The sequence below is a fragment of the Azospirillum halopraeferens DSM 3675 genome, from assembly GCF_000429625.1.
Classification (GTDB): Bacteria; Pseudomonadota; Alphaproteobacteria; order Azospirillales; family Azospirillaceae; genus Azospirillum; species Azospirillum halopraeferens.
This window is the reverse complement of record NZ_KE386928.1, coordinates 237,621-256,110: the sequence shown is the minus strand read 5'-3', so window position 1 is coordinate 256,110 and position 18,490 is coordinate 237,621. Positions and strand designations below refer to the sequence as shown.

Annotated in this window: 15 protein-coding genes and 1 pseudogene; 6 read left to right on the top strand and 10 right to left on the bottom strand. The window is 71.6% G+C overall.

Annotated elements, in window-relative coordinates:
* Positions 1–2: 2 nt before the first annotated feature.
* Positions 3–611 carry a hypothetical protein gene (locus G472_RS0128645; RefSeq protein WP_029011136.1) on the bottom strand — a complete coding sequence of 203 codons (609 nt, stop codon included), beginning with the start codon at positions 609–611 and terminating at the stop codon, positions 3–5.
* Positions 604–1,293 carry a MotA/TolQ/ExbB proton channel family protein gene (locus G472_RS0128640; protein WP_029011135.1) on the bottom strand — a complete coding sequence of 230 codons (690 nt, stop codon included), beginning with the start codon at positions 1,291–1,293 and terminating at the stop codon, positions 604–606. The genes G472_RS0128645 and G472_RS0128640 overlap by 8 nt, the downstream gene beginning before the upstream one ends.
* Before the next feature lie 619 nt (positions 1,294–1,912).
* Between G472_RS0128640 and G472_RS39910 the strand changes: the two genes are divergently transcribed.
* Positions 1,913–4,441, top strand: a complete 2,529-nt coding sequence (locus G472_RS39910; protein ID WP_029011134.1) for a DUF4347 domain-containing protein — start codon at positions 1,913–1,915, stop codon at positions 4,439–4,441.
* Positions 4,442–4,727: 286 nt separating this feature from the next.
* On the opposite strand, the gene G472_RS0128630 is transcribed toward G472_RS39910, so the two are convergent.
* Positions 4,728–5,138: a DUF1465 family protein gene (locus G472_RS0128630; protein ID WP_029011133.1), complete on the bottom strand. Its 411-nt coding sequence runs from the start codon at positions 5,136–5,138 to the stop codon at positions 4,728–4,730.
* 224 nt (positions 5,139–5,362) lie between these two features.
* Here G472_RS0128630 and G472_RS0128625 point away from each other — a divergent pair, with 224 nt between their 5' ends.
* The gene (locus tag G472_RS0128625) at positions 5,363–5,833 is read left to right on the top strand and encodes an Hsp20 family protein (RefSeq protein WP_029011132.1); all 471 of its coding nucleotides are present in this window, start codon (positions 5,363–5,365) and stop codon (positions 5,831–5,833) included.
* A gap of 56 nt (positions 5,834–5,889) precedes the next feature.
* Here the strand turns inward: G472_RS0128625 and G472_RS37720 are convergent, their stop codons facing one another.
* The 4 genes from G472_RS37720 to G472_RS0128605 form a co-directional block, all read right to left on the bottom strand.
* Complete coding sequence (locus tag G472_RS37720) at positions 5,890–7,116, bottom strand: sensor histidine kinase (RefSeq protein WP_051341510.1); 1,227 nt, start codon at positions 7,114–7,116, stop codon at positions 5,890–5,892.
* 118 nt (positions 7,117–7,234) lie between these two features.
* Entirely contained in the window at positions 7,235–8,029 is a 795-nt protein-coding gene (locus G472_RS0128615; RefSeq protein WP_029011131.1) for an alpha/beta fold hydrolase, read from the bottom strand.
* Positions 8,030–8,036: 7 nt separating this feature from the next.
* Positions 8,037–9,362, bottom strand: a complete 1,326-nt coding sequence (locus G472_RS0128610) for an O-acetylhomoserine aminocarboxypropyltransferase (RefSeq protein WP_029011130.1) — start codon at positions 9,360–9,362, stop codon at positions 8,037–8,039.
* 145 nt (positions 9,363–9,507) lie between these two features.
* Positions 9,508–10,011 carry a GNAT family N-acetyltransferase gene (locus G472_RS0128605; RefSeq protein ID WP_029011129.1) on the bottom strand — a complete coding sequence of 168 codons (504 nt, stop codon included), beginning with the start codon at positions 10,009–10,011 and terminating at the stop codon, positions 9,508–9,510.
* Positions 10,012–10,144: 133 nt separating this feature from the next.
* Between G472_RS0128605 and G472_RS0128600 the strand changes: the two genes are divergently transcribed.
* Both G472_RS0128600 and G472_RS37715 read left to right on the top strand, forming a co-directional pair.
* Complete coding sequence (locus tag G472_RS0128600; protein WP_029011128.1) at positions 10,145–11,917, top strand: chloride channel protein; 1,773 nt, start codon at positions 10,145–10,147, stop codon at positions 11,915–11,917.
* Complete coding sequence (locus tag G472_RS37715) at positions 11,914–12,996, top strand: GNAT family N-acetyltransferase (protein WP_084536966.1); 1,083 nt, start codon at positions 11,914–11,916, stop codon at positions 12,994–12,996. The genes G472_RS0128600 and G472_RS37715 overlap by 4 nt, the downstream gene beginning before the upstream one ends.
* Positions 12,997–13,009: 13 nt before the next feature.
* Here the strand turns inward: G472_RS37715 and G472_RS36245 are convergent, their stop codons facing one another.
* Positions 13,010–13,951 carry a lysozyme family protein gene (locus G472_RS36245; RefSeq protein WP_051341507.1) on the bottom strand — a complete coding sequence of 314 codons (942 nt, stop codon included), beginning with the start codon at positions 13,949–13,951 and terminating at the stop codon, positions 13,010–13,012.
* Between the two features lie 178 nt (positions 13,952–14,129).
* On the opposite strand from G472_RS36245, the gene G472_RS0128585 reads away from it, so the two are divergent.
* Positions 14,130–15,929: an acyl-CoA dehydrogenase gene (locus G472_RS0128585; RefSeq protein WP_029011127.1), complete on the top strand. Its 1,800-nt coding sequence runs from the start codon at positions 14,130–14,132 to the stop codon at positions 15,927–15,929.
* 102 nt (positions 15,930–16,031) lie between these two features.
* Positions 16,032–16,244: pseudogene (locus G472_RS40855) on the top strand (DUF433 domain-containing protein); the annotation flags it as partial.
* Between the two features lie 51 nt (positions 16,245–16,295).
* Here the strand turns inward: G472_RS40855 and pcsA are convergent.
* On the bottom strand, positions 16,296–17,039 hold the full coding sequence (gene pcsA, locus G472_RS39225; RefSeq protein WP_245593614.1) for a phosphatidylcholine synthase: 744 nt from the start codon (positions 17,037–17,039) through the stop codon (positions 16,296–16,298).
* 96 nt (positions 17,040–17,135) lie between these two features.
* A complete protein-coding gene (gene glcF / locus G472_RS0128575) occupies positions 17,136–18,479 on the bottom strand; it encodes a glycolate oxidase subunit GlcF (protein WP_029011125.1) in 1,344 nt (447 codons plus the stop codon).
* Positions 18,480–18,490: the final 11 nt, after the last annotated feature.

Sequence of the window (18,490 nt, the reverse complement as noted above, 5' to 3'; positions counted from 1 at the left end):
GGTCAGTTCCTCGCCGAACGCAAAGGTTTGAAGAGGGCGTGGAGGCTCCCTGGAACCAGTTCGCCTTTTTCGGTCAGCGTGAACCGGAAGGCTGTCACTTCTTGCCCTTCGTGGTCCAACCGCACGCGCGTGGCGGCGATCGTTGCCGCTCCGGATTCATGTTCCGCCTTCACCCGGGCGACCACACGAACATAAATGGGATAGACGTTGTCAAGGTTCCGAAACAGGTGAATGTTCACCGTGTACTCGCCCGGCGGAATCCCCCGGGAAAACGAGGTTTCGAAGTTCACCTCGGTCGGGTCGGCATAGCTGCCGAGATCGTCGCGCAACAGGTTGAAGATCAGTCCCGATTTGTTGGAGTAGCCGACGGGCACGTCGCCCGGCGCCTGCACCCACAGGTCAACGTCGGTGCGCAGCTTGTCGTCCCAGCGTGCCTCGACGATGACGTTGCCGGGCGGCTCGGAGTCGGCGACCCCGGTTCCCTCCTGCGCCGGCGGGTTCACGTGCGGCAGCAACAGCAGCAGCATGCAGATGAACCCGGCCAGTGCCAGCGTGATCATGTCCCGGAACACCGTTCCGGTGTCGTCGGCCTCGTTCCAGGGGTCAAACATGGGCGGTCTCACCGGATGGAGGGCCGACCGACGACAGGCCCGGCGCCGGCGACCGCGGACGCGCCGGCTCGGAGCCGTCACCCTCGGCGCTGCCGGCGCCGGCGTCGATCAGGGTGGCCGCCAGGTTGGCGGTGCCGGTCGCCAGCACCTGGTAATTGGCGGACAGCCAGATGTTGAGGATCGATCCGACCAGCGTGGTGTAGAGCGCCACGCCCAGGCCGTGGATCATCGTCCCCACCATGCTGCCGATGGCCTCGGTGTTGGACGCCGATGATGCGTCCACGCCGTCCAGCGCCATCACGAAACCGACGACGGTGCCGATCAGGCCCAGCATCACCAGCGAATTGGCGATGTGCCGGATGAACACGATGCGGCCGAACAGGCGCAGTTCCAGCGCGCGGGTGGCGTTGGGGCCGCCGGCCGCGGCGATGGAGCGGCGGTAGGCATCGAGACGCCCGCCCCGACCCCGCTCGATGTTGTCCAGTTCGGTCGTCACCTTCTCGATGCGCCACGCCGTGGCGGCCAGACCGATCAGGAACAGGATCAGAATGACGACGCTGATACGGCTCGTATCGGCCTCGAGCACATGGTCGATCCAGCCATTGATCCACGCGAGAGCCACGCCGGCCGCACCGAACAGGTTGATCGCGGCAAAGCGGCTCCAAAGCATCCATTGGTTCATCGGCGCACCACACCTTCGCCGGAATTGCGGGTAGGACAGGTCTCCCGACCCGTCACGCAATGGAACCCCGCCCCCCTCCAAAGGTTCCTCAGCCACATCCAAGCAATGCGAAAGGATAAGGCGGCCGGCGCGCCGGGCGCGGGAGCACCCGCGGGAATCGGGCGGAACGCGCCGGATTCCGCGGCAGCGGACGCAAAAGGAATACACCGCCTTGGAGCGCGCCGTGATCGCGCCGCCGCGCACCGGGCGGTGCCGCGGATAAACCGGCGGAGGCACCCCGTTCCAACCGGCGGCGCGCCGGAACTAGTCAGTACGGGCACGCCAAATCGGCTTCATCATCAATGATACGACAAAAGACGGCCTGATGTATCGCTGTTGATGCGCCGGCTCCGGAAGAAACCGCGGGATCACCCATTTGGATCTCCCTCAACTCCAACGACGTCTTGTCGGATGATCATCCGCTTTTGGATCTTACGATTTCAGCGATGGCGTTCACATTTGATTTCATCTCAGAACCGCCATCCGTCGGCTGATCGCGCGGCACCGGCCGGCTCCACCGGCCGCCGTCCCATCCCTGCGTCCCGCAGGATCGGTCCGACCAAGAAAGGGTGCACACACCGTGAAAGAGATCCTGATCGCGGATTCCGGACTCCACGACCTCGGCTTCCTGCTGGAGCGGCTGCGCGACGACGTCCGCGTCGTGCCCGTCGGCCGGGACGAGGATGTTCACACCGTCCTGGCGTCGGCGCTGGCCGAGCGGCCGGCCGCCATTCACCTGCTGGGCCACGGCGAACCGGGGCGCATCCACATCGGCAGCCATCCGATCGACGCCGCGTCCCTGCTCGACCGCCACTGGCCGGGGGCGCCGCGAACCGAGATCCTCATCCACGCCTGCCGCGTCGCCGAAGGGGCCGCCGGCGCCGCGTTCGTGAAGCGCCTGTCCTTCGCCACCGGCTCGGCCGTGGCGGCCGCCTCGCACCCCGTGGGCCACACGGCGCTCGGTGGCACCTGGGCGCTGGACGCCACGGTGGGCCGCGTGCGCACCGCGGCTCCCTTCGCCGGTCACGAAGCCTGGCCGCACCTGCTGGCCGTCACGGGGACCGCAACCGAAGGGCCCGACACGCTGATCGGCGACGACGAGGACGACCTGATCCAGGGTCTGGGCGGTGACGATTCCCTGGTCGGCGGCGCCGGCAACGACACCCTGATGGGCGGGGCCGGCCGCGACACGCTGGTCGGCGGAGAGGGAGCCGACCATTTCGACGGCGGCGCCGGGTTCGATTTCGTGTCCTACGAATCGGTGGGGACCACCCCGATCGTGGTCGACATGAACAATCCGCTCAACAGCACCGGTGACGCCTATGGCGACACCTTCGCCAGCAACGTCGAGGTGATCGTTCTCGGCAACGGCTCCGACACCTTCTACGGCAACGCCGGCAACAACATCGTGTGGGGCCACGAGGGCAACGACCTGCTCTACGGCGGCGGCGGCAACGACACGCTGGAAGGCGGCGGCGGCGACGACACCGTCTACGGTGACGAGGGCAACGACTATCTGGCTGGGCGCGGCGGCGCCGACGTCCTCTACGGCGGCGACGGCGACGATCTGGTCGAAGGCGACGGCGGTGCCGACCTGCTCTACGGCGGCGCCGGGAACGACACCCTGGCCGGCGACCAGGGCGCCGACACCATGTACGGCGGCGACGGTGACGATGTGTTCTATGGCGCCTACGGCTTCGACCGCGACGCCGACGGCAACCTGCTGGGCTTCAACACCATTCGCGACCGGGCGGCGGGCCAGGCCGACCAGATGTTCGGCGAGGGCGGCAACGACCGCTTCGTCGTGGTCGACGCGGACGACGTCAACGCCTCGATGCTGTTCGACGGCGGCGACGGCACCGACACCATCGAGGTCACCACCGCGGAGGCCATCGACTTCGAGGGCATGACCCTGGTGTCGGTGGAACGGGTGGAACTGACCGGTCCCGGCCCCCACGAGGTGACCTTCACCGCCGCCCAGGTCGCCGCCCTGGAGAGCATCTCCGGCAGCGCCGGCGACGTGCTGCGCATCGTCGGCTCGGCGGCCGATGTGGACCTCACCGGCAAGGTCATCGGCGGCATCACCGTCCAGTACACGGAAGAGAGCGATGACACCGGTGGCGGAGATGACACCGGCGGTGGCGACGACACCGGCGGTGGCGACGACACCGGCGGTGGTGACGATACGGGAGGCGGCGGCGACACCGGTGGCGGTGACGATACCGGCGGTGGCGATACCGGTGGCGGTGGCGGTGGCGGTGGCGGTGGCGGTGGCGGTGGCGGTGACGACACCGGCGGCGGCGGCGATACCGGTGGCGGTGACGACACCGGCGGCGGCGGCGACACCGGTGGCGGTGACGATACCGGCGGCGGCGATACCGGTGGCGGTGGCGGTGGCGGTGGCGATACCGGTGGCGGTGGCGGTGGCGGTGGCGGTGGCGGTGGCGGTGGCGGCGGTGGCGACACCGATGTGGTCGAGGAGGACGACAGCGCTCGCACCATCGTCGGGACCATCGGCGACGACCTGATCAACGGCGGCGACGAGCCCGACATCCTCTACGGAGATTTCGGCAACGACGTGATCTTCGGGGGCCTCGGCGACGACGCGCTGTACGGCAATCAGGGTGCCGACGCCCTCTACGGCAACCAGGGCAACGACAGCCTGTTCGGCGGCCAGGACAGCGACAGCCTGTTCGGTGGCCAGGGCGACGACGTGCTCTACGGGCAACTGGCGTCGGACGTGCTCTACGGCCAGATCGGCGCCGACACCCTGTTCGGCGGCCAGGGCGAGGACACGATGTTCGGCGGCCAGGGCGACGACGTGCTGTACGGCAACCTCGGCAACGACGTGCTGGCCGGCAACCTGGGCAACGACACCCTGTTCGGCGGCGCCGGGTCCGACACCTTCGTCTTCGCGGCCGGCGGCGGGAACGACGTCATCGGCGACTTCAACGCGGCCGAGGGCGACCGCATGCAGGTGGTGGGCGGCCTGACCTGGACCGTCGCCGACGGCACCGCGGGGGCGGTGGTGACGTTCAACAGCGGTGACACGGTGACGCTCACCGGCATCGCCGCCCGCGACGTCGCCGACACCTGGTTCATAAGCTGATCCACCCCCCTCCCCCGCCCCTCCGGGCGGGGGAGGATTTGGATACCGGTACGCCACCTCTCCCCGGCTATCCGTCAAGGGAGAGGGCGAGCGGCAACAATGACATGAATCCTCACACCTTCGCGGAGCTCACGCCCGGCGAAGGTGTTTTCGTCGGAAAGCAATGACGTCATGCAGACGGCATCTGAATGATGCCGTCTGTATCGCCCTCTCGATCAATGCAAAGGCATTGATCTGCCGGGTTTCACGGCCGGAAAATATCGGGAATGATCGTTGTCCGGCCGAATCAGCCCACGGCTTCGCTGACGCTGGCGCGGAATTGGTCGTCCAGGCGGGCAACGCGCATGTAGAGGCGGTGGCTGCGCTCCAGCAGGCTGCGCAGACCGGCCGGCAGGTCCTCGTTGTCGGGACCGGAAGGGTCGGTGCAGATGTCGCCGCCGGACAGGCCATAGCCCTCCGACGCCTGTTCCTGCGTCATCTCGCCGGCATGCACCGCCTTCTGGGCGAGGAGCCAGGCCATCACCTGGGTGAGGCGGCTGGTGACGCGCATCGCCTCGTAGCTGACCTGGAGGCGCACGTGCGGGGGGCGGCCGCGCTGGTCGATCGCCTCGTGGTAGGCGATGTAGTTCCTGGCCTCGACCAGGAGCGACATCGTCTCGTCGTAGGGACCGTTGAAGAAGGTGGGATGTCCGTCCACGGCCTTACCCTCCTGCGGCCGTGCGGCCCTGCCCGAAGCGTGGCCGCAACTGATTAAGAAACCATGAGTCGACGCCGCCGGCGCCCCTCTTGAACGGCCCAGGGGCTCGCCTATCTCTCCGGTCGCCGGAAGGTGCCCGTATGGGGCCTTCCGGCAGTCCCGGGGCCGGTGCCGACGATTGCCGTGGTGACCGGCCGCGATATCGCTCTCCAGGAGGATATGTCATGCGTAGCTACGACCTTTCGCCGCTGTTCCGTTCCACCGTCGGTTTCGACCGTCTGACCCGTCTGATGGAGCACGCGCTGAACGCCGACGAGGCGTCCGCCTCGTACCCGCCCTACAACATCGAGAAGCTGGGCGAGGACGCCTACCGGATCACCATGGCCGTCGCCGGCTTCGGTCCGGAGGACATCGAGATCACCGCGCAACAGAACGCGCTGACGGTCTCCGGAAAAACTAAGAAGGAGCCGGAGGGTGGCCAATTCCTCTACCGGGGTATTGCCGGCCGCGCATTCGAGCGGCGCTTCCAGCTCGCCGACTTCATCAAGGTGAGCGGTGCCTCGATGGAGAATGGCCTTCTGCACATCGAACTCGTGCGCGAGATCCCCGAGGCCATGAAGCCCCGCACCATCACCATCGAGAGCGCGTCCGGCACCCGCTCCGGCGCGCCCGAACTGCCGCGCCGGGTCGCCTGACCGCCCGCTCGTCGCGACGGCGCCCCCCCTTGCGGGGGCGCCGTGTCCGTTCGTTGTCAGGCGACCACCGCAACGCCCTTCACGTCGGTCGCCAGCACCCGCTCCGCCGGCAGATGCACCCTCACCGTGGTCCCCGGACCCGGTCTGCTGTCGATGGTCAGGTGACCGCCGTGCCAGCCGGCCAGGCGTGCGGCCAGCGGCAGACCGATGCCGATGCCGCCGTGGCTGCAGGTCAGTGACCGGTTCGTCGTTGCGAACGGGGACAGCAGCGCATCGGACATCCCATCCGCGGACATGCCGGAGCCGGTGTCCTCCACCCACAGCTCCACGCCCCCGTCGCCGGCGCGGCGCACCCCCGCCGTCACCCGGCCGCCGGCCCCGGTGTATGCCACCGCGTTGTTCAGCAGGTTCAGCATGATCTGCCGCAGACGCCGCGCGTCGCCGCGCACCGGCGGCAGACCGGGCTCCGGTTCCGGCACCAGCGCCACCCCGCGCTCCCCCGCCTGCATGGCGATCATGTCCAGCGCCTGCGCCATCAGGTCCACCGGGTGCACGGCATCCTCCGCCAGTTCGATCGCACCGGCTTCCACCATGGCGAGGTCCAGGACGTCGTCGATGATGCCCAGCAGGTGTTCGCCCGAGCGTCGAATGGCGGTGGCATACTCCACATAGCGTTCGATCGCGTCGGTGCCCGGCAGGCGCATCTCGATCACCTGGGCGAACCCGATGACGGCGTTCAGGGGGGTGCGCAGTTCGTGGCTCATGGTGGCGAGGAACGCCGACTTGGCGCGGTCGGCCGCCCGGGCGGCGTCCCTGGCGGCGGTCAGCTCGCGTTCGATCCGTCTGCGCTCCCCGGCGTCGCGGGCCGTCGGCAGCGGGTGCACCGTATGGGCGCTGGCGTCACGGATGGTGAGGGCGATGCCGGCGATCTCCGGATCATCGAGCCGGTTGCAGCCGGTGGCCTCCACCGGGCGCCAGGTCCCGGACCCGTCGCGCAGGCGGAAAACCGCCGTCGCCGCGTCCCCCGGCGCCAGTGCGGCCCACCGGGCGGTCAGAGTCCGCACGCGGTCGCGATCGTCGGGGTGGGTGCGTTCGGCCAGCGGATGGTCGGGCAGGTCGTCCGGGTCCAGTCCGAACAGGCCCGCGCCGGCCCCGGCCGCAAAGGAGAACCGGCCGTCGGCCGACAGGACCGCCAGCAGGTCCGTCGCGCATCCCAGCAGCGTGTGCAGGCCCCGTTCGCCGATCCGCACGTCCCGCCCCCCTTGCCCCGGACCGCCGCTCATCGGCGATCGTTCGTGATGCTTACTAAGCAGGGCGAATGTTAACCCGTGATGTCGGGACGGTAACCAACCACCCAATTCCGGCCGCCTCTCCCGATCCGACTCGATGGGGAGGCGCCCGTCAGCCGGTAACGAACGTGGCGAGGGCGGCGGCGACGGGCTCCGGAGATTCCAGCATCAGCATATGGCCGGTGTCGGGCAGCACCAGGACGTCAGAGTCGCGCACCTGCGCCGCCAGTGCCCGCCCCGCTTTGGGCGGCGTCATACGGTCCAGCGCCCCCAGCAGGAGCAGCGCCGGGCAGGTCAGCGCCGCCGCCGCCGCGGCCCCGCCGGCGTAGGCGTTGCATGCCGCCAGGTCGACGCCCAGCACGCCCGGCCGGGCGCGCGCCAGCAACCGGCGGGCCAGGGGCAGCAGCGCCAGCCCCGGCACCGGGCCGCCGCCCACCATGGCGCGCGGGCCGCTGCCCCATCCCGCCACCAGGTCGCCGGCCAGCGGGTCGTCGGCCAGCGCCGCCGCCAGCAGGTCGGGGTGGACGGGCATCCGCTCCGCGGCACCCAGCAGGGCGACACCGGCGGCACGGTCGGGGCGGCGGGCCGCCGCCTCCAGCGCCACCAGGGCGCCCATGGAGTGGCCGGCCAGAAAGGCCCGCTCGACGCCCGCCGCGTCGAGCAGCGCCGCGGTCCAGTCGGCCAGCGCGTCGATCCCCGATACGGGCGCCCCGCCGGACCCGCCGTGCCCCGGCAGGTCCACCGCCAGCACCGCGCAGCCCCGACCGGCCAACCGGCGGCTCTGCATGGCCCACACCGTATGGTCGAAGCCGGCGCCGTGGATCAGCACCACCACCGGGCCGGCGGGATCGAAGGGGCGGCCGCCGGTGTGGGCATGGACACTCTCACCCTGAACCATCAGCTCCATGGCCGGCTCATCCCTTGGTGGCGGCGCGCAGCGCCTGGCGCAGGTCGTCGATCAGATCGTCGGAATCCTCCAGCCCGATGGACAGGCGGATCATGTCGTCGGCGATCCCCGCCGCCGCCAGCGCGTCGGCGTCCAACTGCGCGTGGGTGGTGCTGGCCGGGTGGATCACCAGGGACTTGCCGTCGCCCACATTGGCCAGATGCGAGAACAGCCGGAGCGATTCGATGAAGCGCCGTCCGGTGGTGCGTCCGTCGCCGCCGGGCGGCGGGCGGATGCCGAACGACACCACAGCGCCGGCGCCGCGCGGCAGCAGCCGGGCCGCCAGCGGATGGTCCGGGTGGTCCGCCAGCTCCGGATAGGACAGCCAGGCGACCGCGCCGTTCTCCCCCGCCATCTCCGATTCCAGGAAGCCGACGACGCGGCGGGTGTTGTGGATGTGCCCCTTCATGCGCAGGGGCAGCGTCTCCACCCCTTGCAGGATGTGGAAGGCGGTGGCCGGGCTCATGCAGGCGCCGAAGTCCCGCAGCCCCTCGGCGCGGGCCCGCATGACGAAGGCGGCGAGGCCGTATTCGTCGGCAAAGTCGATGCCGTGGCAGCCGGCGCACGGCTCGGTCAGGGTGGGGAACTTGCCGGACGCCTCCCAGTCGAAGGTGCCGCCGTCGATCAGCGCACCGCCGATCGCCACCCCGTGGCCGCCCAGCCACTTGGTGGCGGAGTGCATGACGATGTCGGCGCCGTGCTCCAGCGGCCGGCACAGGTAGGGGGTGACGAAGGTGGCATCCACCATCAGCGGCAGCCCGGCGCCGTGCGCCACGGCGGCGAGGCCGGGGATGTCCAGCACCTCCAGGCCGGGGTTGCCGACGACCTCGCCGAACAGCAGCCGCGTCTCCGGCCGGATGGCGGCGGCGAATCCCTTGATGTCGCGCGGGTCGACGAAACTGGTCTCGATCCCCAAACGCGGCAGCGTGTGGGCCAGCAGGTTGCGGCTGCCGCCGTAGAGCGAGGCGGACGCCACGATGTGCGCGCCGCTCCCCATCAGCGTGAGGATGGCCAGCGTCAGGGCCGCCTGGCCGCTGGCGGTGCACACCGCGCCGACCCCGCCTTCCAGCATGGCCAGCCGCTCCTCCAGCACCGCCACCGTGGGGTTGGAGATGCGGCTGTAGACGTGCCCCGGCCGCTCCATCCCGAACAGGGCGGCGGCGTGGTCGGTGTCGTCGAAGACGAAGGAGGTGGTCTGGTAGATCGGCACCGCCCGCGCCCCGGTCGCCGGGTCGGGCCGCTGCCCGCCGTGCAGGCTCAGCGTGTCGAACTTCAGGAATCCGGGTTTCGCCATGCCGTGCGCTCTCCCTGCCGGACGTGGTTGAGGGCCGCTGCCCGCAGCGGCCCCCGCCCCGGGGCGTTTTCGCCCGTTCCCTTTGCCTACCCTGCTCAACTCCTTGAGCGGATTGCGCGAAGCCTATGGGGCGCGGTGGGCGGCGTCAAGCGGCAGGGGTGCGGCCAAGGGCATCTTCGGCCAGCGCCGCCAGCGCCGCGCCCTCCAGACGGTAGGGGCGCCAGTCGTCCAGGTGGCGGAAGCCGATGCGGTCGTAGAAGGCACGCGCCGGGTTCCAGTCCAGGACGTTGAGGTCGACGCGCCGGCAGCCCTGCTCGACCGCACGGCGGGCGATGGCGGCCAGCAGGTGGCGGCCGACGCCGTAGCGGCGGGCCTCGGGGCTGACGTACAGATCCTCCACGAAGATCCCGTGGCGGCCCTCCCAGGTGGAATAGTTGCGGAAGGTCAGGGCGAATCCCGCGGGGGCGCCGTCCAGCTCGGCGATCAGCGCCTCGAACACCGGGGACGGGCCCCAGCCGTCGCGGCGGAAGTCGTCGACGCTGGCCTTGACGGCGTCGGGCTCGCGCTCGAAGGCGGCCAGTTCGCGCACGAAGCGGTGGATGGTCTCGGCGTCGTCCACGGTGGCCGGACGGACGGTGACGGCGGGCATGGGCGCCTCCCCTGTTCCCGGATCTGCGGGGGGCGACCATAGCCGGGGCCCGCCCGGCCAACAACGGGCTTCCTTGGCGCCGGTGCAGCGGGTCTAATGACCGCGGTCCGCCCCCTGCCCCTGAATCCCGCCCGTGCGACGCACCCTTCTCCCGCGCCTGATGATCCGCCTGCGGCGGATCGTGCGCAACGACCGGATCGTACTGGTCGTGCTGGCGCTGGCCGTGGGAACGCTGGCCGGCGTCGCCGCCGTCCTGTTCCGCCTGGGCATCGGCCTGGTCCAGTCCCTGTTCTACGGCTCGGCGGACGAGCGGTTCGCCCACGTCGCGGCGGCCCTGTCGCCGTGGCACCTGCTGGCGGCGCCCGCGCTGGGCGGGTTGCTGGTCGGGCTGCTGGCCCGCGCCTGGTTGCCGGAAGGCCGCCCGCAGGCGGTGGCCGACGTGATCGAGGCCGCGGCGGTGCGCGGCGGGCGGATGAGCCTGCGCACCGGCCTTGCCGCGGCGACGGTCAACGCCCTGTCGCTGGGGGTCGGCTCCTCCCTGGGGCGTGAAGGGCCGGTGGTCCACCTGGGTGCGGCCATCTCCTCGTGGACGGCGCGGTCATTCCGCCTGTCGCCGGCGCTGATGCGCACGCTGCTGGGCTGCGGCGTGGCGTCGGCGGTGGCCGCCTCGTTCAACGCCCCCATCGCCGGGGTGCTGTTCGCCCTGGAGGTGGTGACCGGCAACTATGTGCTGTCCGCCTTCGCGCCGGTGGTGCTGGCCGCCGTGGTCGGCACTGCTCTGGGGCGCGCCGTGTACGGCGACTACCCCGCCTTCGTCCTGCCGGTGCTGGACACGCCGCCGGTGGCGGAGTTCCCGTCCTTCGTCCTGCTGGGCGCGGCGGCGGCCCTGGTGGCGGTGGTGATGATGCGCGGCATGCTGGCGGCGCAGCAGGGATTCGTGGCGGCGGGGCGGCGGCTGGGGGTGCCGCGCTGGCTGCACCCGGCCCTGGCCGGCCTGCTGCTGGGCGCCCTCGCCCTGGCCTGGCCGGAGGTGCTGGGGGTGGGCTACGAGGCCACCGACACGGCCCTGCGCGGCGGCTACGCCACGGCGGGCTTCGCGGCGCTGCTGCTGGCCAAGCTGGCGGCGGTGTGGCTGTCCTTCGGCGCCGGGTTCGGCGGCGGCGTGTTCAGCCCCGCCCTGTTCGTCGGCGCCATGGCGGGCGGCGTCTTCGGCGCCGGTGCGGCGGCGGTGCTGGGCGAGGGCGCCTCGACCGTGGGGCTGTACGTCATGGTGGGGATGGGGGCGGTGGCCGGGCCGGTCATGGGGGCGCCCATCTCCACCATCCTCATCATCTTCGAGCTGACCGGCAACTACCCGGCCACCCTGGCCGCCATGGTGGGAACGGTGGTGTCGGCGGCCCTGGTGCGCGTCCTGTTCGGCCATTCCCTGTTCACCCGCCAGCTCGCCCTGCGCGGCATCGACGTGACCGATGGGGCGGAGCTGGCGCCGCTCGCCTCGGTGCGGGTGCGCGACCTGATGGCGGGAGACGCGCCGGTGGTGGCGCCCGGCGCCGGCCGTGCCGATCTGGCGGCGGCCCTGTGCCGCTCGGGCTGCGGCACGCTGCTGGCGGCGACGCCGGAGGACGGCCGGCTGGCCGGCATCCTCCTTGCCGAGGACGTGGCCCGGGCGCTGGCGGCGCCGGAGGACGCCGGGGACGGGCCGCGGGCCGCCGCCCTGCTGCGGCGCCTGCCGCCGCTCACCCCCGGCGACGATCTGCGCACCGCGCTGCGCCGCTTCGACGAGACCCACGCCCCGGCCCTGCCGGTGGTGGCCGACCCCGCGTCGCTGCGCCCGGTCGGGGTGATCCACGAGGGCGATGCGCTGCGCGCCTTCCGCGCCCTGGCCACCGGCCGGGGCACCCGATGATCCGCGAGGCGATGCCCGCCGACGCGCCCACCCTGCGGGCCCTCGCGGCGGCCATCGACGCCGAGGCCCCCTACCTGCTGCGCAGCCCCGGCGAGCGTCCGGTCTGGGCCGCGTCGCGCCACCCGGCCGACGATCTGGCGGCGTTCCGCGCCACCGGCAACAGCGCGGTGTTCGTGGCGGAGGTCGACGGCGCCCCCGCCGGCTATCTCGCCGCCACTGGCGGCCGGCTGGCCTGCACCCGCGGCGTGGCGACCCTGGCGCTGGCGGTGCGCGCCGACGCCCGCGGCCGCGGCCTCGGCAGCGGCCTGTTCACCGCCGTGCAGGCGTGGGCCGCCGCCCGCGGCCTGCACCGGCTGGAGCTGACCGCCGCCGCGCCCAACGCGGGCGCCCTGCGCCTCTACCGCCGCCTCGGCTTCGTTGATGAGGGGGTGCTGCGCGGCGCCCTGCGCATCGCCGGCCGGCCCTGTGACGAGGTGCTGCTGGGCATGCTGTTCCTGCCCGACGACGCCCCGGTGCCGGAGGTGGCGCCGCCGGCCCCGGACCCCGTTCCGCCGGCCCCGCCGGGGGCGGTGGAGGTGCGCGAGGCCCGGCCGGCCGACGCTGCGGCCTACGGCGCCTGCGACCGCGCGGTGCGGACGGAGACCCGCTTCCTGCTGCGCACCGCCGCCGAGGGGCTGACCGACACCGCCGCCGCCGGCCGCTTCCTCGCGGGTCAGGCGGTGTCGGCGCGCGCGGCGACGCTGGTCGCCGTGCAGGGCTCCGCCATCATCGGGCTGGCGTCGGTGTGGGGGGCGCCGCACGCCCGCACCGCCCACGACTGGTCGCTGACGCTGGCCGTCCGCCGTCCCTGGTGGGGCCGCGGCGTCGCCGGGCGCCTGCTCGCCGCGGTCGAGGCGCGGGCACGGGCGGGCGGCTGCACCCGCCTGTCCCTGTGGGTGCTCGCCCACAACACGCGGGCCCGCGCCCTCTACGCCCGCCACGGCTTCATGCAGGAGGCGGTGGCCCGCCGCTTCGCCCGGATCGACGGCGGCTACGCCGACCATGTGGCGATGGCGAAGCCGTATGCGGAGGGTGACTGACGCCCCTCCCGGATCACATCGCCGTCAGCCCCAGCCCCAGACCGGTCTCGTAGGTCTGGGCGGTGCGGACCGGATCGTCGCGCATGCGCCGGGGGGAGTCGGGGTTGCGCTTGTGCTTGTCGTCGGCCTCGTCCGGGGTTTCCAGCGCGTTGAGGGCGAGGACCTGGTAGATCGACAGCGGGTTGGCGCCCGGCGTCCGCGAGGCCCCCGAGGGGACCTGTGTGGTGAAGCCGTCGGGCATGTCGCCGCGGCGCACCCGTTCGGTGGCGTTGGCGGAGGCGGAGACGAGCGGCCCGCCGGTCTCGTCGAAACGCTTGGCGAAGCGGTCGTAGATCGCCTTCAGGGTCTTGGGCTGGCCGGTCTCGCGGTCGTAGAACACCGCCTTGTTGGCCGACGCCGCCTCGGGAAACAGCTCCCGCGCCTGGCGCATGGGGGCTTCCTTCATGGCGTTGAGGAAGCGCGCGGCACCGCCCGCCCCCAGGAAATGGGCCATGTACAGCTCGGTCGAGCCGATGGTGCCGCCGACGTTGGCCTGCAGGTGCTCCATGTTGCCGCGGGTGAACTCGCCGGCCATCAGGGCGGAGATCTCCGGGTCCTTGCGCAGGTCGAGGATGGTGCGGCGCATCTCCGGGTCCGACACCACGGCGCGGCCGTCGCTGCGCGTCTCGATGGCGTTGGCGTAGCGGGCGAGGCCGTGCTTGGCCCCGTTGTCGCGCATGGTGGTCAGCCAGGTCTGGTCGATGAACTGGTAGAGGCCGGTGGCGCTGGAGGTCGCCGCCTTCACGTCGGTGCGGAACCCGCTCTCGACGGCAGCTTTTTCCATCAGATAGGCAAAATCGACCCCGGTCCGTTTGGCGGCGTTGCGCACCGCCGCTTCGACGTCGGCCGGCCCGCGCGGGGCCCGGGCCTGCTGGACCAAGGGTTCTGCGGAACGGGCAAGGGCGGCGACGGTCATGGCGGATGGTTCCCCGACTGTGTTCGCCCATATTCTAGCAACGGCCATGCCAAGCGACGGGCCACACGGCGGGCTCGCCAGACGCCATGCGCTGCGGTATGGTGACGTTCACGTAAGCTGTAGACTCATAAACCACAGGCCAGCGCCGCCGATTCCGGACCCGGGAGAACCGAACGCCATGATTCCCTACACCGCCCCCGTCGCCGACCTGCGTTTCCTGCTGCACCATGTGGTCGGCCTCGACCGCGTCGCCGCCCTGCCCGGCTGCGACGGTGCGACCCCCGACCTGGTGGACGCGGTGCTGGAGGAGGCGGGGAAGTTCGCCGCCGGCGTGCTGGCGCCGCTGAACCGGGTGGGCGACCGCCGGGGTTCGGTGCTGGAGAACGGGGTGGTGCGCACCCCCGAAGGCTGGGCCGACGCGTACCGGCAGTTCGTCGAGGCCGGCTGGACCTCCCTGCCCTTCGAGCCGGAGCACGGCGGCCAGGGCCTGCCGTGGACCGTCCAGTTCGCGGTGCAGGAGATGTGGCAGGGCGCCAACCTGTCCTTCGGCCTGTGCCCGCTGCTGACCCAGGGTGCCGTGGACCTTTTGAGCGAGCACGGCAGCGCCGAGCAGAAGGCGCTCTACCTGCCCCGCCTGGTGTCGGGGGAATGGACCGGCACCATGAACCTGACCGAGCCGCAGGCCGGCTCCGACCTGGCGGCCGTGCGCACCCGCGCGGTGCGCGCCGGGGACGGCAGCTACCGCATCACCGGCCAGAAGATCTTCATCACCTACGGCGACCATGACCTGACCGGCAACATCATCCATCTGGTGCTGGCCCGCCTGCCCGACGCGCCGGCGGGGGTGAAGGGGATCTCGCTGTTCGTGGTGCCCAAGATCCTGGTCAATCCCGACGGCACGCCGGGCGACCGCAACGACGTGCGCTGCGCCAGCCTGGAGCACAAGCTGGGCATCATGGCCAGCCCCACCGCCGTCATGGCCTTCGGCGACGACGGCGGCGCCATCGGCTATCTGGTGGGTGAGGAGAACCGCGGGCTGGAGTACATGTTCACCATGATGAACAACGCCCGCCTCGGCGTCGGTCTGCAAGGCGTGGCCATTGCCGAGCGCGCCTACCAGCAGGCGCGCGACTACGCCCGCACGCGCGTCCAGTCCAGGGCGCCGGGCGACGCGAAGGGCGGCCCGGCCCCCATCATCCGCCACCCCGACGTGCGCCGCATGCTGCTGGAGATGCGCGCCGCGGCGGAGGCGAGCCGGGCGCTGGCGCTCTACGCCGGCACGCAGCTCGACACCGCCCGCCACCACCCGGACGCCGCCGCCCGCGCCGCGGCGCAGGCGCGCATCGACCTGGTCACCCCCGTCGTCAAGGCGTGGTCCACCGACATCGGCGTCGAGGTGGCGTCCCTGGGCGTGCAGGTGCACGGCGGCATGGGCTTCATCGAAGAGACCGGGGCGGCCCAGCATTACCGCGACGCCCGCATCCTGCCGATCTACGAGGGCACCAACGGCATCCAGGCCAACGACCTGGCCTTCCGCAAGGTCGGCCGCGACGGCGGCGCCGCGGCCCGGGCCTTCCTGGCGGAGATGCGCGACACCGTGGCGGCGCTGGAAGCCCTGCCCGGCGACGACGCCGCCGCCATCCGCCGCCACCTGGCCGAGGGCATCGACGCCCTGGAGGAGGCGACGGAGTGGATGGTGCGGACGCAGGGCGAGGGTGACGCCGTCGCCGCCGCCGCGGCCGCGACGCCGTACCTGCGCCTGTGGGGCACCGTGGCCGGCGGCTGGATGATGGCGCGCGCGGCGGCCGCGGCGCTCGACGCCCTGCGCCGCTCCGGCGCCGACGCCGCGTTCGCGCAGGCCAAGCTGGTGACCGCCCGCTTCTACGCCGAACAGTGCCTGCCCCGGACCCGCGGCCTGCTGCCGGCGGTCGTCACCGCCCGCCACACCGTGACGGCCATGGCGGAGGAGTGGTTCTGATGCGGCCGGACGATGATCACGTCCATCATCGTTCCGGCCGCCTGACCGCGGCGCGAGCGCCGACCTGACGCTTGCCGGACGGCTCCGCCTGATGGAGTATCGGTGCGGAGCCGGTTTCCCCCGGATGGAAAGGCACGACCGGACACGCGCGACGGCATCCGAGGCATCATCATTCGGTATCCCGAGTTCATGGGCGGGATACCGTGCGTCCGAGGCACCCGCATTCCCGTATCCACGCTTTTCGGGAACCTTGCCGACGGCCTCAGCCTCGACGAAACATTGGAGCCGTGGCCAACGCTCGACCGCGGAGATGTCCAGGCGGTTCTCGGTGCCGCGCAGCACTACGCGAGATGCGCCGCCCCTGACTCACCCCGGCCCGCGCACCGTGCGCCACAGGCACATCACGGCGTAATAGGCGGAGGTGGCCAGCCACACCCCGAAGACGAGGCCGGGGCGTTCGGGATAGGTGACGACCAGCCAGGCGCCCGACACCAGCCAGGCGGAGACGACCACGATGTTCAGGGTCATCAGCGTGCGCACCCGGAAGGGATGCAGGAACTTCACCGGCGTGAAGGTCAGCAGGCCGAGCACGGCGATGACCGCGACGTTGAACCACGGGTCCAGGTCGAGCAGCCAGAGATACAGCGCCACCACGTTCCAGATCGCGGGGAATCCGACGAAGTAGTTGTCGGAACTCTTCATGCCCGTGTTGGCGAAGCAATAGAGCGAGGTGAGCAGAATCCACCCCGCCCCGACCAGCCCCATGTGCGGCGGCAGCAGGCCGAACCAATAAAGGAAGACCGCCGGCACCACCACGTAGGTCATGTAGTCGATCACCAGGTCGAGCGCCGACCCGTCGATGGCCGGTAGCACGTCCTTCACCTTCGCCCGCCGGGCGAAGGTGCCGTCGACGCCGTCAACCACCAGGGCGATCCCCAGCCACAGGAAGACCATGCGGGGGTTGCCCTCGACGATGGCGAGCAGCGCCAGGAGCCCCAGCACCACGCCGCTGCCGGTGAAGATGTGCACCGCCCAGGCCGACAGCCGATGGGTTATCCCGTAGCCGCCACTCTGCCGCTCCATGTCCATCGCCGCGCGGTCGCTTTCCATCTGATCGGTCCGGAGGTCCATCGGATAGGTGTAGCAGGCCGCGCGACCGTCGCAAATGGTTCTCCCGCGCCGCGATCCCCGCAACGGCCGAAGCCGTCAGGGGGCAACAGCCGGCACCGCCGAACCGGCACGCGACGCAAAGGCGGGATGGCCGTGCAGCGCCTCGGGCAGCGGGCCGCCGGTGGCCCAGTCCAGCAGTTCGACGGTGTGGACCACGGGAATCGCGGTGCCGCTGCCGATCTGGGTGATGCAGCCCAGGTTGCCCGCCGCCACCGCATCGGGGGCGGTCGCGGCGATGTTGCGGACCTTGCGGTCGCGCAGCTCCCGCGCCAGTTCGGGCTGCAGCATGTTGTAGGTGCCGGCCGAACCGCAGCACAGGTGCGCCTCGGGGATCTCGCGCACCGAGAATCCTGCGGCGCGCAGCAGGTCGCGGGGCGGCGCCTTGATCTTCTGCCCGTGCTGCATGGAACAGGCGGAGTGATAGGCGATCGCCTGGCCGGTCGCCACCGCCGGCGCCATCAGGCCGAGATCGGCCAGGAACTCCGTCACGTCCTTCGCCAGCCCGGCGACGCGGGCGGCCCTGGCCGCATACTCCGGATCGTCCCGGAACATGTGGGCGTAGTCCTTGATCGTGGTGCCGCAGCCCGACGCGTTTATGACGACGGCGTCCAGCCCGGCCCCGTCCATCTCGCGCACCCAGGCGTCGATCGTCTTCTTCGCCGCCGCATGCGACAGATCCTCGCGTCCCATGTGGTGGGTCAGCGCACCGCAGCAGTCCGCCCCCTTCGCGATCACCACCTCGACCCCGTGGCGGGTCAGCAGGCGCACCGTCGCCTCGTTGATGCCGGGCGCCAGCACCTGCTGGGCACAGCCCACCAGCATGGCGACGCGCCGCGTGCGCGGCCCGCGCGCCGCATGGGTCTGCGGCCGGTCCACCGGGCTGGGCCCCGGAACGCCGCGGCCGGGCATCAGCTCCAGCATGGCGCGCAAACGGCGGGGCATCAGCTCGGCGAAGGGGCGGGCCAGTGCCGCCCCCAGCAGCGCCAGGCGGAACAGCCGCGGGTTGGGCAGCACGCGGGCGAGCAGCGCGCGCAGCCCGCGGTCGGCGACGGGCCGCGTGTAGGTGTGCTCGATCCGGGTGCGGGCGTTGTCGACCAGGTGCATGTAGTCCACGCCCGACGGGCAGGTGGTCATGCACGACAGGCACGACAGGCAGCGGTCGATGTGGCGGACCGTCGTCTCCGACGGGATCCCGCCCTTCTCCAGCATCGACTTGATCTGGTAGATGCGGCCGCGCGGGCTGTCCAGCTCGTCGCCCAGCACGACATAGGTCGGGCAGGTCGCGGTGCAGAAGCCGCAGTGCACGCAGGCGCGCAGGATGCGTTCGGCTTCCTTGATGTCAGCGCGGGCGAGCTGTTCGAGAGTAAAGGTCGTCTGCATGGGTCTGAGGG

Coding starts and splice junctions, on each gene's coding strand:
- G472_RS0128625 (WP_029011132.1), top strand. CDS start 5,363: ATGCGTAGCTACGACCTTTCGCCGCTGTTCCGTTCCACCGTCGGTTTC.
- G472_RS0128640 (WP_029011135.1), bottom strand. CDS start 1,293: ATGAACCAATGGATGCTTTGGAGCCGCTTTGCCGCGATCAACCTGTTC.
- G472_RS0128615 (WP_029011131.1), bottom strand. CDS start 8,029: ATGGAGCTGATGGTTCAGGGTGAGAGTGTCCATGCCCACACCGGCGGC.
- glcF (WP_029011125.1), bottom strand. CDS start 18,479: ATGCAGACGACCTTTACTCTCGAACAGCTCGCCCGCGCTGACATCAAG.
- G472_RS0128585 (WP_029011127.1), top strand. CDS start 14,130: ATGATTCCCTACACCGCCCCCGTCGCCGACCTGCGTTTCCTGCTGCAC.
- G472_RS0128610 (WP_029011130.1), bottom strand. CDS start 9,362: ATGGCGAAACCCGGATTCCTGAAGTTCGACACGCTGAGCCTGCACGGC.
- pcsA (WP_245593614.1), bottom strand. CDS start 17,039: ATGGAAAGCGACCGCGCGGCGATGGACATGGAGCGGCAGAGTGGCGGC.
- G472_RS36245 (WP_051341507.1), bottom strand. CDS start 13,951: ATGACCGTCGCCGCCCTTGCCCGTTCCGCAGAACCCTTGGTCCAGCAG.
- G472_RS0128645 (WP_029011136.1), bottom strand. CDS start 611: ATGTTTGACCCCTGGAACGAGGCCGACGACACCGGAACGGTGTTCCGG.
- G472_RS37720 (WP_051341510.1), bottom strand. CDS start 7,116: ATGAGCGGCGGTCCGGGGCAAGGGGGGCGGGACGTGCGGATCGGCGAA.
- G472_RS37715 (WP_084536966.1), top strand. CDS start 11,914: ATGATCCGCGAGGCGATGCCCGCCGACGCGCCCACCCTGCGGGCCCTC.
- G472_RS0128605 (WP_029011129.1), bottom strand. CDS start 10,011: ATGCCCGCCGTCACCGTCCGTCCGGCCACCGTGGACGACGCCGAGACC.